Source organism: Psychrobacter sp. Ps4 (genome assembly GCF_022129285.1).
In the GTDB taxonomy this organism is placed as follows: domain Bacteria; phylum Pseudomonadota; class Gammaproteobacteria; order Pseudomonadales; family Moraxellaceae; genus Psychrobacter; species Psychrobacter immobilis_A.
The window spans coordinates 193,204-208,382 of record NZ_JADQAK010000001.1 but is presented as its reverse complement, the minus strand read 5'-3'; the positions used below and the strand labels follow the sequence as shown (position 1 = coordinate 208,382).

At 42.0% G+C, this 15,179-nt stretch carries 13 protein-coding genes; 8 read left to right on the top strand and 5 right to left on the bottom strand.

The features are described from left to right. Positions 1-16 precede the first annotated feature (16 nt). Complete coding sequence (locus I3252_RS00860) at positions 17-1,162, bottom strand: beta-ketoacyl-ACP synthase III (protein WP_060491083.1); 1,146 nt, start codon at positions 1,160-1,162, stop codon at positions 17-19. A gap of 298 nt (positions 1,163-1,460) precedes the next feature. On the opposite strand from I3252_RS00860, the gene pnuC reads away from it, so the two are divergent. The 4 genes from pnuC to creD all read left to right on the top strand — a co-directional run bounded on the left by pnuC (position 1,461) and on the right by creD (position 5,117). Further along, the gene (gene pnuC / locus I3252_RS00855) at positions 1,461-2,222 is read left to right on the top strand and encodes a nicotinamide riboside transporter PnuC (RefSeq protein ID WP_060491082.1); all 762 of its coding nucleotides are present in this window, start codon (positions 1,461-1,463) and stop codon (positions 2,220-2,222) included. Beyond that, complete coding sequence (locus I3252_RS00850) at positions 2,173-2,754, top strand: ATP-binding protein (protein WP_238033917.1); 582 nt, start codon at positions 2,173-2,175, stop codon at positions 2,752-2,754. The genes pnuC and I3252_RS00850 overlap by 50 nt, the downstream gene beginning before the upstream one ends. A 68-nt stretch (positions 2,755-2,822) precedes the next feature. Continuing rightward, the gene (locus tag I3252_RS00845) at positions 2,823-3,347 is read left to right on the top strand and encodes a TIGR00645 family protein (protein ID WP_045447433.1); all 525 of its coding nucleotides are present in this window, start codon (positions 2,823-2,825) and stop codon (positions 3,345-3,347) included. 177 nt (positions 3,348-3,524) lie between these two features. Continuing rightward, positions 3,525-5,117, top strand: coding sequence for a cell envelope integrity protein CreD (gene creD, locus I3252_RS00840; RefSeq protein ID WP_238033916.1), 1,593 nt, complete (start codon positions 3,525-3,527; stop codon positions 5,115-5,117). Positions 5,118-5,253: 136 nt separating this feature from the next. On the opposite strand, the gene I3252_RS00835 is transcribed toward creD, so the two are convergent. Next, complete coding sequence (locus I3252_RS00835) at positions 5,254-5,937, bottom strand: YetF domain-containing protein (protein ID WP_055125435.1); 684 nt, start codon at positions 5,935-5,937, stop codon at positions 5,254-5,256. Positions 5,938-6,269: 332 nt separating this feature from the next. Between I3252_RS00835 and I3252_RS00830 the strand changes: the two genes are divergently transcribed. Together I3252_RS00830 and I3252_RS00825 are read left to right on the top strand one after the other, a co-directional pair. After that, entirely contained in the window at positions 6,270-7,190 is a 921-nt protein-coding gene (locus I3252_RS00830) for a DMT family transporter (RefSeq protein WP_238033915.1), read from the top strand. 177 nt (positions 7,191-7,367) lie between these two features. Further along, entirely contained in the window at positions 7,368-7,739 is a 372-nt protein-coding gene (locus tag I3252_RS00825; RefSeq protein ID WP_238033914.1) for an MliC family protein, read from the top strand. 292 nt (positions 7,740-8,031) lie between these two features. Here the strand turns inward: I3252_RS00825 and I3252_RS00820 are convergent, their stop codons facing one another. Further along, a complete protein-coding gene (locus I3252_RS00820; protein ID WP_045452972.1) occupies positions 8,032-8,445 on the bottom strand; it encodes an organic hydroperoxide resistance protein in 414 nt (137 codons plus the stop codon). Between the two features lie 185 nt (positions 8,446-8,630). Between I3252_RS00820 and I3252_RS00815 the strand changes: the two genes are divergently transcribed. Continuing rightward, positions 8,631-9,488, top strand: a complete 858-nt coding sequence (locus tag I3252_RS00815; protein WP_238033913.1) for an AraC family transcriptional regulator — start codon at positions 8,631-8,633, stop codon at positions 9,486-9,488. Between the two features lie 292 nt (positions 9,489-9,780). Then, positions 9,781-10,110 carry a hypothetical protein gene (locus I3252_RS00810; RefSeq protein ID WP_045447417.1) on the top strand — a complete coding sequence of 110 codons (330 nt, stop codon included), beginning with the start codon at positions 9,781-9,783 and terminating at the stop codon, positions 10,108-10,110. Positions 10,111-10,322: 212 nt separating this feature from the next. Here the strand turns inward: I3252_RS00810 and I3252_RS00805 are convergent, their stop codons facing one another. Next, positions 10,323-10,691, bottom strand: coding sequence for a hypothetical protein (locus tag I3252_RS00805; protein WP_238033912.1), 369 nt, complete (start codon positions 10,689-10,691; stop codon positions 10,323-10,325). Between the two features lie 165 nt (positions 10,692-10,856). Next, entirely contained in the window at positions 10,857-15,005 is a 4,149-nt protein-coding gene (hrpA, locus tag I3252_RS00800; RefSeq protein WP_238033984.1) for an ATP-dependent RNA helicase HrpA, read from the bottom strand. Between the last annotated feature and the right edge of the window lie 174 nt (positions 15,006-15,179).

Below are 15,179 nucleotides of genomic sequence, written 5' to 3'. Positions count from 1 at the left end.
GATTTTACTTTAAAAATTAAACCTTACGCACCAACACTGAACCGATAGAGTAACCAGCACCAAATGAACAGATAACACCCAAATCACCTGATGCCAGCTCATCTTTATAGCGATGGAAAACAATCATCGGACTGGCTGAACTGGTGTTAGCAAATTCAGCAATGACACTTGGCACAATCGCTTTATCCGCTTCTTTACCGATGACCGTACGTAGGATTAAATCCAACATATTGGCATTGGCTTGGTGCAGCCACATCATTTTAACGTCAGACGTTGCGATATCGTTCTCTTGCAAATGCTCAGTGATGACTTCTGAAACCTTTGGACAGACTTCACGGAACACTTTTCGACCATTTTGTAAGAATAGCTTGTCGGTGACTGGCTCTTTAATGTCTGGATACATCTCAGTCTGTGCCGCTAAGAACTCTGAGCGATCCATAAAGCCGTATTCGTTTTTGATATTGGTCGAAAACTGGGTGAATAGCTTAGAGTTAAGAATCTCATAACCTTTTGGCGTGTCTAGCTCTTCGACGATAGATGCTGTTGCGACATCGCCAAAGATAAAGTGGCTGTCACGGTTACGCCAGTTTAGATGCGCTGAGGTAATCTCAACGTTGACCACAGCGATGCGCTTAGCCAGACCAGAAACGATAGAGCCGTGTGCTTGCGATAGACCAAAAGTCGCGGCGCTACAAGCAACGTTCATATCATAAGCAAAACCACCAATCATACCGATTGCATTTTGAATCTCGATAGCGACCGCAGGATAAGTACGCTGAAAGTTTGAACAGGCAAGAATGATACCATCTAGGTCATTCGCCTCAAGACCTGCATCTGCTAGCGCGTCTTTCAAAGCCGCAGTACCCATTTCTGCCATGATAGACAGCTCTTCACCTAAATGACGATAAGGAATCACTGGTGCCATGATTTCAGGATCTAAAATACCATCCTTTTCCATCACATAACGTGATTTGATACCAGATACTTTTTCGATAAAGGCCGCTGAAGAAGGCTCTAGGGCAGTCAAAGTTCCTGCTGCTATCTCGTCAGCATGCTTTGCATTATAATTCTCAACATATTTATTAAATGAATCTACTAGCTCTTCATTACTGATGCTATAAGGCGGAATATACAGGCCAGTGCCTGTGATACAAGTCGTCATGATAAGCTTCCTTGTCTACTACTATAGGGCTTGGGATAAGCATAAAAGTGGAAAAATAACAGTCGTTTGATTTCAGTGAATAACTGTAAACTTAAAATCAGAGCCTTTATTATGCCTGAATATAATTATTTTTCTAATACTTTGTTACAAATAATCTGTTTGTTGCGAAAAATAAGCAAAGTCCTGACTTCATTTTGGAGCAGCTACGTTATAATTGGCGCACTTTGCTAGCGACACATTCACAGTTCGAGCGCATAAAACTGCGAGACATAAAACCCGCTCATATTTGGGAATACTCATGGTAGAAATTTTTAACTGGTTATTTGGACAATACGCTGACTATCCCACTGTCTTTATTGCTCTGGAATTGATTGCTGTCATATTTGGGGTAGCAAGTGTCTTACTCGCCAGCAGAACCAATATTTTGGTATTTCCGATAGGTCTCGTCAGCACCGCTATATTTGTCTATCTATTGTGGAAATGGCAGTTATTTGGCGATATGTTTATCAATGCCTACTATACGGTGATGAGTCTATATGGCTGGATCAATTGGACACAGAGTAAGAAAAACACAGCCATAAAAAAACAGCAAGATTATATCAACCCTACTGGTCAGCAGCAAAATGAGTCGTTAGCAAGCATTAACGCCCAGAACGCTATTCAAGTAGAACATCTCGATAAAAAAGATTTGCCAATACTCGCCTTACTAGCCTCGGCGACTATTGCCTTTGTCGCGTTGGTGTATTACTTCAGACCAGTCATCAATAATAACTTTAGTTTTGATGGCGCGGTATTAGGATTGCATTTATTTACGTGGGTCGATTACACCGATATGTTGACTACCGCGCTGTTTTTGATGGCGATGTGGCTGATGGCGCGGCGCAAAATTGAGCATTGGATACTCTGGATAATCGCCGATGCTATTTCAGTCCCGCTATACTTTTATAAAGGTCTCACTTTTACTGCGCTACAATACGTAGTCTTCACTCTTATCGCAATTTGGGCTTACTATGAATGGCAACGACGTTACCGCTTGCAACCTAAAGCAGCATACGCCTAAATCGGTCATCAATGTCGCTATCCTAGGGGCAGAGAGCACTGGTAAGACCACGCTATGTCGCGACTTGGCAGCGCATTTTGGCTGCCCTTGGGTACCAGAATATATGCGCACCTATCTACAAGCGAAATGGGATAAGGAACACCTCACTTGCACTTGGGAGGATTTACTCCCTATTGCACAAGGTCAAATTGAGTTAGAAAATAAACTCGCTGAACAAGCGGCTCAAAGCGATCACAACCATTATTTATTTTGTGACACCAGTTTATTTGAGCTAATGGTTTATTCTAATTGGTATTATGGTGATTGCCCTGATGCACTTACCCAAGCGGCGTTAACGCATCATTATGACTTGATTTTATTAACCGAAGTCGATATCCCGTGGGTCGCCGATGACCTAAGAGATAGCCCACATCAGCGTGATGAAATCAGTGCTTATTTTGAAAGTCAGCTGACCCGTCACCAAAAGCCATTTCATCGCATAGGTGGTGATAGAGATGAGCGGGTACAACAAGTGCTCGAATGGCTTTCTTAAACCCATCCTATACCACGTTATCAGTAAATGACCTACAACCTTACCTTTAAGAGCATTAAGAGATGTCCATGCTAAAAAACATTGAACGATACCTAGAAAAAACCATCTTTAACAGCCGCTGGATATTGGCGCCTTTTTATTTAGGGCTAGTCTTAGGGATTATTTTATTATTTATAAAATTCATTCAAAAAACAGTCATGATGTTCAATACTGTATTTAGCGCTTCTGTATCAGATGTCATTGTTAATATATTAGTGTTGGTCGACCTCTCTTTAGTAGCCAGTTTATTATTAATTATCATATTTAGTGGCTATGAAATATTTGTCTCAAAAATTGACACTGGTGATCACGTTGATCGACCTAGTTGGATGGGCAAAGTAGATTTTTCTGGTCTAAAACTAAAAGTCATCGGTGCCATCGTCGCTATTTCTGCGATTGATCTATTAAAATCGTTTATGGATATTCCTAATGAATTGAGTGAGGGTGAAGCGGATAAACTCATGTGGAAAGTCATCATTCATATGACTTTCGTGTTGTCTGGTTTATTATTTGCTATTATGGATAAAGTGGTTGGTGATACTAAAAAACACTGATGCCAGAAAACACTAGTATCAAAAAATACTGGTATCAGAAAATACTAAGGCTTATTTTTCCACACACTCTCCATCGTTCTTACATATTTTTTCTTCACCTCTCCTCTATGATCTTCTTTGAACCTACTGACTGTTATATGCACAGTTTTGGACTAAAGATTCATATGAGGAGCTTTCATGCAAAAAACACTATTGACTAAATTGTCCATCATCGCCGGGCTTTGTATTATTTTTGCCATCGGTCTCGGTATGATTGGCTCAGTCATCTACGAACGACAAAATTATGCCGCGTCGGTGGTTAAAGAAATTGCCCAGCAGCACGTCAATCCGCAAGAAGTCATCACCCCATTTATCATCATCCCTACCACAATTACGCCTGAATGTCAGATTACAGCACCTGGAACAACCAGTAAATGTGCACCATCCTACTCAAAAAATGAAATTATCTTTGCCAGTCAGACCCAAGCCATACAAGATCTTGAAGTCAGCACTGATACCTACAAACGTGGCATCTATCATGCGACCAGTTATGATGGTGCGTTGACATTTGACCAGCGCTATACATTTGATCAAGCCATCAGCAGCTTATATGACACTACGAGCAAAACTAGTGACGCACAAGTCTCCATCAACACACCCACCAATAAAAACAACACCCAGCCCGAAAAAGCCATCATCCACTGGAACGCAGCAAAATTGATTATTCCAGTATCAGATCTGCGCGGCGTGGCGACGCTACCAACGGTGACCATTGATAAAAAACCGATAAAAGCGACCTACCCTCAGACAGCGCTGCTGAAAAATCTAACCTATGTAGAAGTAGCTATTCCGCAAAATATATTACAGCATTCAGTAAAAAATATAACGAGCCAACAGAATAGCAATAACGCCCTTGCTACGAACGGTGCTAGCGAGTCATTAACCAGTACAGAAATCGTCACTGATTTACCGTTAGCTGGTATTAGCAATGTAAACACTGTGCCGACTGGACAAAACTTTAACTTAACGATGCGCAGTAATTGGCATGCACCAAACTTTATTGGTAAGGCGCTCCCCAATGCCAAAAAACTTACCGCTAAAGGTTTTGAAGCCAGTTGGCAAAATCAGTATTTAACAATAGCCAACAATCAAGATTTGTCGCAGTGTATCAGCAGCGCTAACAACCGATGTGTCGTCACCAGTCAAGCCACTCTCGATAATAATAGCCAGTCAATGGCTTCTGGTGATGCGCTTATAGCAATGGAAGGCGCTGTTACAGCAGAAGCTACTGCCATACCTGATAGCTATCGAAACGTGCGCCTGAACAGCTTTGGTGTAAGTTTTGCTGAGCCTAATGATGTATATTTACAAACTGAAAGAACGATGAAATATGCCTTATTATTAATCTTAGTATCATTCGGCACTTTCTTCTTATTTGAAGTGATCAAATCCAGTCGTATTCACCCTATTCAATATCTGTTGGTCGGTTGTGCGCTGTTTGTGTTTTATGTCTTACTATTACCACTTGCTGAGCAAATTGTCTTTTGGAAGGCGTATGCCATTGCTGCCAGCGCCTGTGTTGGACTCATTGGTTGGTATGCTTATTATGTACTGGGCGGCGTCAAGCGAGCGGCGATTTTCACTGTCACACTGGCAGGATTGTATGCGGCGTTTTTCGGCATATTAACCACCGAAGATATGAATTTATTGCTTGGTGCTGTCTTCTGTTTTGTGCTACTCGCTTGCGTGATGGTCATGACGCGTAAAATTGATTGGTACAAAATTGCCTAACTCAGATAGGGCATGTTAAAAGCGTTTAGTCTAGGGCTGTCTTACGTTGGTATCATTGGCTATTATTAAGCCTGCTAACATAAGACCGCTCGATCTACTCATAGATAATTCAATATAGCAATCATCTTATTTATTATCATCTAATGATCTCACTATTCAAGGCCTTCGCCCAGTCTCGACATCCATTCTCACAGCGTTCACAGAGCTGATTGGGGTCAAATATATGATCAACATAGCCGCAATGCATACATGCGTAATATGTTTCTGACTCTATCTCTTCGACAGGTTGATACTGCTTAGGGAAAAGCGGCATACCATAGCCAGTGTTTTCAGGCGGATATAACAATATACTAAAATTACCGTCTGTCTCTAGCAGGCCTGTACGCACTTGACCCAAATGCTCGACCCCTTGTTGGCGCATCTCAGTAAAAAACTCATCATGAGACATTTTACCCTTTTTAATCTTATCGAGTACCAGCATTCCGTCCTCTACAATATAGAGCGACTTCCCTTCTAACAGATCTTCAAAAGGTTGGAATTCCATCATGATCCACGTGCACAATCGATAAAGCAGGATAACGGCGCTCATGACCAGCACCGCCTGAATAATCGGCAAATCCTCGTTAAACATAGGGTCACCTGCGATAGAACCCAATGATAAAATAATGGTCAACTCAAAGATTGACAGCTGACGGACGCCGCGTTTGCCCGTCAAACGCAAAAACGAAATAATCAGTACAAACATGACGCTGACACGCACCAATATCTCAAGCGCAAATGCCCAAGTGGTGTCATGAATAAAGATACTTGCCCAATCCATATTACTTTTTCCTATCTATTGTTTTTATTTAATTTACGACAATTCATTTAAGCAATCGTTCTGAGTATGCGCTTGACCCACATCACATCACTTTTGTAGTCAGCCTTTATTGTTAATTCAACTATCATCAGTCCAATTTAAAAAATACTTTTGCCTGCGAGTGCAATAAAATATGATCTGTTGTGAGAAATCTCCCAATTGACAACTAGCAACGGGGTTTTCGCACTTCAGCCAGTATTTCTGCTGGTAAAAAATCGGTTACAACAACATCCCTAAAAGTCGAATTTGCCTATTTTATTTAAAAACCAACTTCTTTATTGTAGGAATTATTTTTGAAAGCCACCTTGTACACCGTTATTGCATTAATCGCCTTTGCTGCAAACTCTCTCTTTTGCCGTATGGCGTTAGCAGAGGGTCATATAGATGCTTGGAGCTTTACCATTTTGCGCCTGCTGAGCGCTGCTGTCTGCCTAGGTATTATCATGACCATTCATGCTTATCGGTTACGACAGCACGCGCGAGAGTCTGACAGTATTGCTCACGCTGCTATTTTAAGTGACAAAGGCAGCTGGTTAAGTAGCGTGAGCTTAGTGATTTATGCGCTATGCTTTTCGATTGCTTATGTAGAGTTGGATACTGGTACAGGAGCGCTGATTCTATTTTCAGCGGTTCAGCTGACGATGATTGGTTGGGGCATCTATAAGAAAGAGCAATTGAGCGGCTTACAATGGCTGGCATTTATCGTAGCGGTAGCAGGGTTTGTCTATTTGATGCTACCGTCAGCAGCGGTGCCTTCGTTATTAGCGGCGGTGCTTATGGCAATCAGTGGTGCTGCTTGGGGTATATATAGCATACGCGGCAAATCATGCGTGTCACCGCTGCGAGCCACAGGTTTTAATTTCATTCGGAGTCTGATAGCAGCGCCCATACTGTTAGTGATAAGCATGACTTATCTAGAAAATATAGGCTTGGAAAACATCAATCTAGGTGATATTACTATCAAAGGAGTACTTTTGGCCTGTGCATCAGGAGCGATCGCATCTGGTATGGGCTACAGTATCTGGTATATGGCCATGCCTTTGTTAAAAAACACTCAAGCAGCAGTTGTACAATTGTGTGTACCTATACTGGCTGCGATATTAGGCGTGGTGTTTTTATCTGAGCAATTGACCATGCCATTCGTTATAGCAAGCTCAGTTATCTTGGGTGCAGTACTGGTATTTATTTTAAATAGAGAAAAAGCCCCTTCGTGAAATATCCTCATTCGTTATTCAAAATTAATAGGCTAATAAAGACTAAAATGCTTAGTGATAAAAAAGATAGATAAGATTACTACCATAGCCCTCAAACACAACATGAAGTTACATTCTCTACGGTATCATGTTGCTTGAAGTAACAACCTACTTTTACCGATACTTTTGAGGCATATTATGAAAAAATTATTAGCTGTAGCACCTTTTGCTCTATTATTGTCTGCCTGCGCCACTAATGCACCAACTACTACGACCCCAGAGACCAATACTCAGCCAGTAGTCCAATCATTCACTTGTGAAGACAACGGTCAACTCACTGCTGCTTACACTGCCAATGGTCAAACTGCTAACCTAAACGTGACCTTGCCTAAAGTTGGCTTAACCAACGCAAAAATCACTATGGAGCAAGCGGTATCAGGTTCTGGCGCTCGTTATGTGAATAATGTTAACCCTAAAACCACTTACGATTGGCACACCAAAGCGGATTACGGCATCATGACCATCACATCAGACAATGGTCAACAATACCAAGTGAACTGCCAACTATAATAACCCTAGAAACAAGCATAAATAATACGTGATGGTTATTTGAATAAAACCCATGTTTCTATTCAAATCTATTAAAACGAAAGAGCCAATAGGCAAACTACTGGCTCTTTTTTGTGCTTAACTTTTTATGCTTGATAATTCAATCTTAATGATCAACATTGAATCACTCAATAAAAAACTGCCTGAATACTTTATGTACCCAAGCAGTTGAAAGTCATGTCGTTTTTATATTTGTTTATAGTTATTAGAACAGCTGTTGAATCAGTCGTTAGGTGTTAACTACGGCGGACCGTTAAACCACGGTCACATGCAAACGTGCATCGACATTACCGCGAGTAGCATTAGAGTATGGGCAAACTTGATGAGCTGTTTCGACCAGTGTTTGCGCTTGAGCGTCATCAATGCCCGACACTTCAACATACAAATCTATATCTAGGTTATATCTACCATCGGCTTTCATACCAATACCCACTTGGGTCGAGGTTTTTGAGGCAGTGATTGGCAGTTTCATTTGCTGGGCGGTCAGATTTAAAGCACTATCAAAACAAGCCGCATAACCCATTGCAAAAAGCTGCTCTGGATTGACACCTTCCTTTTCTGTTTCTTGAAAAGAGACCAGATCAAAAGCTAGCGAACCATCGTCAAGACCTGTATGACCAGAACGACCACCCGTTGCCGTTGCTCGCGTTTTATAGAAAATTTTCATCATATATTCCTTATGGATTGGCATGTTATTGGTATTGGGCAATACGCTGCAAATCAATCTTACTGCGTTTTGGTGCCATCATTATAAAAGTGAACACGCTAATCTGGTAGAGCATTACTCCAGCATCCTTGCCTATTCCTATAAATATTTATATCATTAGGCAAATTATAAAGTAAGTAGAAATCATGAAAACAAAAACGGTTGAGCAGCTACTTAGTATATTACCCAAAAACCAAACCATCGAATCAGACATTTCAGGCTTGTTTTTTTATTGTGCCGACAGACCAAGAAAGACGGTCAGCTATATCCAAGAACCTAGTATATGTATCGTCTTACAAGGCACGCGTGAAATTTACTTAGGTACAGATTGCCAGAAATTTGATGACAGCAGTCTGATGTTCTGCCCTGTAAATATTCCTATAAGCATGCATATCAAACACGCCACTGTAGAGAAGCCTGTCATCGTATTGTCTATGAAATTAAATTTGGCGCTCATTCGTGAGGTCATGGCGCAAATACCCCCTCAGAAAAATGCCGATTATGAGCATCAAGGTATAAAATGGCCATTAGAAGACACCATATTAACCGCATTCGAACGGCTGATAGACTTGCTTAATTATCCAAGTGACATAGAGTTTTTATCACCTTTAATCCAGCAAGAGATTTATTATCGGCTACTCTCAGCACAGCAAGGTCACAAGCTTCGGCAACTGGTGGTTAATGGCAGTCACACCCACCGTATAGCCCAAGCTACCGATTGGCTAAAAGCGCATTTAGAAGAGCCCGTCATCATAGAAGATTTGGCCAGTCGATGCGGTATGAGTGTTTCGGGATTTCATCAACATTTTAAAGAAATCACTCAACTAAGCCCGCTTCAATATCAAAAAAGCCTACGATTGATGAAAGCGCGGCAGCTGATTCAACTCGGCGAGGCACAAGTATCGCAAATCGCCATGCAAGTAGGCTATGAAAGTCCCAGCCAATTTAGCCGTGAATATAAGCGGTTATTTGGAGTAAATCCAAGCAGTGAGTTAAATGTCTAACATGATGCTTCTACCGTAATGCCCCTACTATAATGGTTTCTGACTAAAGCAATTCCTCTGCGCCTTGACAGCTTCATAAGCAACTGCGTACACAATGTAATTATCTGTTTAGCAGATTCCTACACCCTCCCTCTTTCCATCCGAACAAACGACGAAATATCTTACTCAAGAAAAAAACAGTTGACTTGATCTATATATTCATATTATAACATATATTATATATTCATAATTTTGCAACTATTATAATAATTTTTCTACGTGTGATCGTCAGAATATTTCGGGAGGCACTAATATGATTCGTTTAAGCTATACTCTCAAATGCTGGGCATTGGGTGTCACTTATTTTTTGGTGTTTTATTTTATGGTGGTCATGAGCGACCCTGGTTTTAGCAAGTATATTTATATGCTGGCACTAAGCACCTTGTTATTCCCCGTAGCTAAGCGTTCAGTCGATGTTATGACGGACTTTTTTACACCAAACACGGTATTATTTAATGGATTATTGCCCTCATTATTGATCAACGTGGTGATTTGGATACTCACGCCATTTATTGTAGCACTGACCGTTATAGCATTCGTGCTTTATAGTATGGGTGTGCTGACAGAAAAGATCAGTCACTAATTTTACTCAGGTGCTAAATTTTAGAGCAAAGGTCATATGACGCCACCTTCGCTTTTTTGTTTCATAAAAGATTTATCCATCGCAAAAAAACAATGACACTCAAAAAAAAGGCTGAGTTAGCAATTGCTAATCCAGACTTTTTATCGATAGTGAGTGAGGGTTAATTACTTAAAATCAGTAGGATATCCATACGATAACCTACTCTATCAAAGCTACGAGCAAATTTCACGAATAGTTATTTGATTTTGATATTTGCCTAGAGGCCCGTATTGACCGATGGGGCTAATGTTACCAATGACGCAAGTTTCGAAATATTTGTAATAACCTTTTTGATTGAGACTTTTTGAATCTTTAATTAATAATTGCTTTGGGTCTGACACATAGTAAATAATGTTATCAGAAACGAACTCATGAATCTCAAAGCTTCTTTTAAAACTGCCGCGTAACTGCACTTCTTTTTCTACGCTTGTTGGCGCGAATACCTTCACATTTTCATTATTACTGGCTTGTGTCTCATCACAGCCCGTACTCATAAATATAGTTGATGCAAATCCTAATATTATCAATCTACCTTTAATCATTATTTTTTATCCTGCTCAAAAACCTACATCAATATATTAAGTAACGACCAAAAAACTCTGGTATAAAAAATAATAGCTCTTTGATTTAATCAAATATTATCGACTAAATAAAAGAGCTATACAAGACAATTGTCAATTAGCAAGTTTTAAAACTCAAATCGATCCTTAACTCATTTTATCCCACATCTTGCTTAGGCGCTTCGGTGACACTGCCATGCGGGTTTTCATCGGTTGCGCGAATAGCTGAATACGATACTCCTCGACCATCCAGCGGTACTCACTAATGGCTTTATCATGGGCACGATTTGCCAACCGCTCCATATGCACATCAAGCGCGTATACTCCTTCGAGATCAGATTCGAGATTGTGCTCAAGCCGTTCAATACGAATCTCCAGCGCCTCGAGATAGCGCGGATACTGCTGCCAATGGCTATAATCCATGCGATAAACAAAATCAGCCAAGTGTAAGTCTTCTAATTGGTCTTCGATATCTTCGATAGACTCACCAAATACCTCTCGATCGAGCATGAGTAAGCTTTGGCGAATACGCTGCCAGCGAGTATAGACATTTTTAAGGATTTTTATAACGTTTTGCCCCGTCAATAGAAAGTTAACCGACACCACTTCCAAGGTTTTCTCGTACTCTTCTGGCGTAAAGGGTAATTCTTCAGCAAGCGCTACGGCAGTATCATCAGCGCTTTCAGGCAAATCAGCACTGTGGTCAAATAACACATAATGCTCTTCAAGCGACGCGTCCAATGCCGCGTCGATGACGATGGTTTTTAGCTTCTCCATATCACCAAGTGGTGCAAATGCCAATTTGAATATCTTATCAATTTGGCTGGTCAGCTGTTTTTTCTTCGCACCAAGCTTACCTTTTATCAAGGTCAAAACCCCGATACGGTGTGCCTGTAACGCTGCATTGACATCGGTATATTGATGGATAGATACCGCTTCACCTGACGCATCTGCTACGAGCGCAGCAAACTGCTTCATCACCACTCCTGCACTATGATGATTTTTGCTAAAGGCAAAATGCTCAGGGAATTCGGTATGCGTACCTTGCTGCTCATTCACCGCTTGGCGGGTCTCTTGAGCATGACGAATCTGTAGAGTTTGCAGGTCGCGACCCTTTTCGATAATACGGTTTTTGTCATCGACCACACAGATTTGTGGCTGCAAATAGCGATCAATGCTGGATGGATTAAAGCTATCAGGCGTCACTGACATAACGCCGCGACGATTGAGCGCTTGGCAAAGCTGTTTAAGCAGTCCTTGTCCACCAGCGGGTTGCAGTTCATCAAACAAGCTATCGGCTGTATCAGGAATCGGTACAATTTGACGGCGAATATCCTTTGGTAGTGACTTGAGCAATTGCAATACCAGCTCATAACGCCAACCGGGTACGCCCCATAATAGTTCGATCGCATCAAGCTGCGGTAGCGCGGCAAGTGGCACACGAATGGTCACGCCATCATCATCGCTGGACGGATCAAAAACATAACGTAGCGGTAGTTTTAAATCACCCAATTTCCATACTTCTGGGAAATCGCCTGTGGTCGGTGCTTGGCTATTGAGCACGTCATCATCGGTAAAGAATAGATATTTGGCATCAGTTTTTTCAACCTCGGCACGCCAATCTTCAAAGGCTTTGCGACTGGCAATATGCTCAGGTATTTTTTTATCATAAAACTGATACAGTGCTTCTTCATCAACCAACAAATCACGGCGACGTAACTTATCTTCAATACGTTCAATGTCGGCAATTTTATCCATATTATGCTGTAAAAATGGCGCTTGACGCCCCAAATTACCAGTCACCAGACCATCACGAATGAAGATTTCTCGTGACTCAACTAAGTTCACTTGCTCATAATTGGTCAGCTGTTTACTAATAATAATCAGACCAAATAAGCTAATCTGCGCGTAAGCTTTCACTCGTCCAGTCTTCTTCGACCAATGCGGCTCAAAGTAGTGATACTTTAATAAGTCACCTGCGGCTGAGATAATCCATTCTGGTTCAATTTTGGCAACAGTGCGCATAAAGACTTGCGAGGTTTCGACCACTTCAAAAGCCATGACCCAAGGTGGTACTTGTTTAAATACCGTACTCGCGGGGAAGATTTTGGCTTTTTGCTGGCGCGCTGCTAGATATTCACCGCGATTTTCGGTTTTATGCGCAATTGTAGACAATAGACCTGTCAATAATGCGCGGTGTAAATTGGCATATTTAACCGCTTTGAGTTCTTCATCTTCTATCGCGGTAGGGTCGCTGGTCATGTTTTCTAACGAAGCATTTTTATCGGTTCCTTTATCGGAAGCTTTTGCCTCTTTAACATCCGTCAGCTTGAGGTCTGTGACCATTTGTACTAACTGACGATGGGTTTGATTCCACTCACGTACACGCGGGAAGCTCAGATAGTTTTTCTTGGTAAAATTCTTACGCTGATTGCCAGACAGCTTATTGCCATCTTCATCTTTTTCAAATAGCGCTTTCCACAGACTCAGATAGAATAAAAAGTCAGAATCATCTTGACGAAATTCCGCATGCTTTTGGTCGGCTTGCTGGCGTTTATTGGCAGGACGCTCGCGTGGATCCTGTACAGCAAGAGCCGCTACTACAATCAGCATCTCACGGATACAATCAAAATCACTGCCCGCAACCAACATACGTGCTAGCCTTGGATCGATTGGCATACGCGCCATTTTTTGTCCAGTGGGCGTCAGGCTTAAATGATCGAGACCTTTTTTTGGTTTTGGCTTATTGGTTTGATGAGCAGCAGTTGCTTCATTTTTAGAGGTAATCGCGCCTAACTCATCAAGCAATTTATGCCCATCAGTAACCAAGCGGCTATCGGGTGGCTCGATAAAGGCAAAATCATCAACACTACCTAAGCGCAGATTGGCCATCTGTAAAATAACGGATGCAAGATTGGTCCGTAAAATCTCAGGTTCGGTAAATTCTGGACGACCGGTAAAGTCCTCTTCACTATAAAGACGGATACAAACACCCGGCGCAACACGACCGCAGCGACCTTTACGCTGATTGGCAGCCGCTTGCGAGATCGCCTCAATCGGTAAACGCTGTACGCGCGAGCGATACGAATAGCGTGATATCCGCGCAAAACCCAAGTCAATCACATAGCGGATACCCGGTACGGTCAGCGCGGTCTCGGCAACGTTGGTCGCAATAACGATACGCCGACCACGACCTGACGGTTGAAAGATGCGCTGCTGCTCTTCATAAGTCTGCCGTGCAAATAGTGGCAGCACTTCGGTGTGCTTGGGTCCATGACGCTCAAGCACCTCTTGCAGCTCACGAATCTCAGCTTCTGTGGCGGCAAATATCAAGATGTCTGCTTGATCAGCATGACCTTTATTTTGTGCATCGCTGAAGCATTCTTCGACGGCGGCCACAACCGCACGTGGCAGATTTTCTTCAAAGTCATCGTAGCTGTCATCATCGGAGCTGTTCACTGGCTCATCAGTGAGGGGACGGTAACGAACTTCAACAGGAAAACTACGACCTTCGACATTGAAAATAGGTGCAGGTACGTTGCGTTTTAGCTTATTATCATAGCGGCTAAAGTATTCACTAAAGCGTTTGGTATCAAGTGTTGCTGAGGTAATAATCACTTTTAAATCAGGACGTTTGGGCAGTAGCTTTTTCAGATAACCCATAATGAAATCAATGTTTAAGCTACGCTCATGCGCCTCATCAATAATGATGGTATCGTATTTACTCAAGAATCTATCGTGACCCAATTCAGCCAGCAAGATACCATCGGTCATCAGCTTAACAACAGATTGCGCCGTACCCTGCTCATTAAAGCGAATCTTGAAGCTGACAGTATTACCGAGCTGCTCGCCCAATTCTTCAGCGATACGGTTTGCCACACTGCGCGCGGCCAATCGTCGAGGCTGGGTATGCCCTATCTGCCCAGTGATACCGCGACCTGCCAGCATTGCCAGCTTCGGCAATTGCGTCGTCTTACCAGAACCCGTCTCCCCTGCAACAATAATGACTTGGTGATCAATAATTGCCTGTACTAAATCTTCTGCACGTTGACTCACGGGCAAATCAAGATTCAGTTTTTCTGCCAGTTTGTCTGGAATACTATCCATACGTGCCTGCACCGCTTGCTGTGAGCGGGTCTTGATTTTTTCATACTGCGCACGTTTTTTAGTTAGCCCATCATCCGCTTTATCGTCAGAAACTTTTTTATTTTTAGCCACAGCAGCCCTTGCCAGCTCACGCTCGAGACGACTTAAATAATAACTGTCTTTAGCGAGTACTGGTAAATCAACAACCATATCAGGTTGTGAAGACGCTTCATTACTGTTTGCTGTAATATTCAAATTATCGTGATTTGGGTTTTCTAATCTACTTAATTCATCGGATTTAAGCCCATTGGTATTGTTTTCAGTTGGTATATTTGAGGTACTCTTAGAAGTATTCGGCATATTTACTTAGGCTATTTATTGTTT

What these genes read in the sequence shown, in the direction of transcription:
- I3252_RS00860 (WP_060491083.1), bottom strand. Translation starts at nt 1,162, where the DNA reads ATGACGACTTGTATCACAGGCACTGGCCTGTATATTCCGCCTTATAGC.
- pnuC (WP_060491082.1), top strand. Translation starts at nt 1,461, where the DNA reads ATGGTAGAAATTTTTAACTGGTTATTTGGACAATACGCTGACTATCCC.
- I3252_RS00850 (WP_238033917.1), top strand. Translation starts at nt 2,173, where the DNA reads ATGAATGGCAACGACGTTACCGCTTGCAACCTAAAGCAGCATACGCCT.
- I3252_RS00845 (WP_045447433.1), top strand. Translation starts at nt 2,823, where the DNA reads ATGCTAAAAAACATTGAACGATACCTAGAAAAAACCATCTTTAACAGC.
- creD (WP_238033916.1), top strand. Translation starts at nt 3,525, where the DNA reads ATGCAAAAAACACTATTGACTAAATTGTCCATCATCGCCGGGCTTTGT.
- I3252_RS00835 (WP_055125435.1), bottom strand. Translation starts at nt 5,937, where the DNA reads ATGGATTGGGCAAGTATCTTTATTCATGACACCACTTGGGCATTTGCG.
- I3252_RS00825 (WP_238033914.1), top strand. Translation starts at nt 7,368, where the DNA reads ATGAAAAAATTATTAGCTGTAGCACCTTTTGCTCTATTATTGTCTGCC.
- I3252_RS00820 (WP_045452972.1), bottom strand. Translation starts at nt 8,445, where the DNA reads ATGAAAATTTTCTATAAAACGCGAGCAACGGCAACGGGTGGTCGTTCT.
- I3252_RS00815 (WP_238033913.1), top strand. Translation starts at nt 8,631, where the DNA reads ATGAAAACAAAAACGGTTGAGCAGCTACTTAGTATATTACCCAAAAAC.
- I3252_RS00810 (WP_045447417.1), top strand. Translation starts at nt 9,781, where the DNA reads ATGATTCGTTTAAGCTATACTCTCAAATGCTGGGCATTGGGTGTCACT.
- I3252_RS00805 (WP_238033912.1), bottom strand. Translation starts at nt 10,691, where the DNA reads ATGATTAAAGGTAGATTGATAATATTAGGATTTGCATCAACTATATTT.
- hrpA (WP_238033984.1), bottom strand. Translation starts at nt 15,005, where the DNA reads ATGGTTGTTGATTTACCAGTACTCGCTAAAGACAGTTATTATTTAAGT.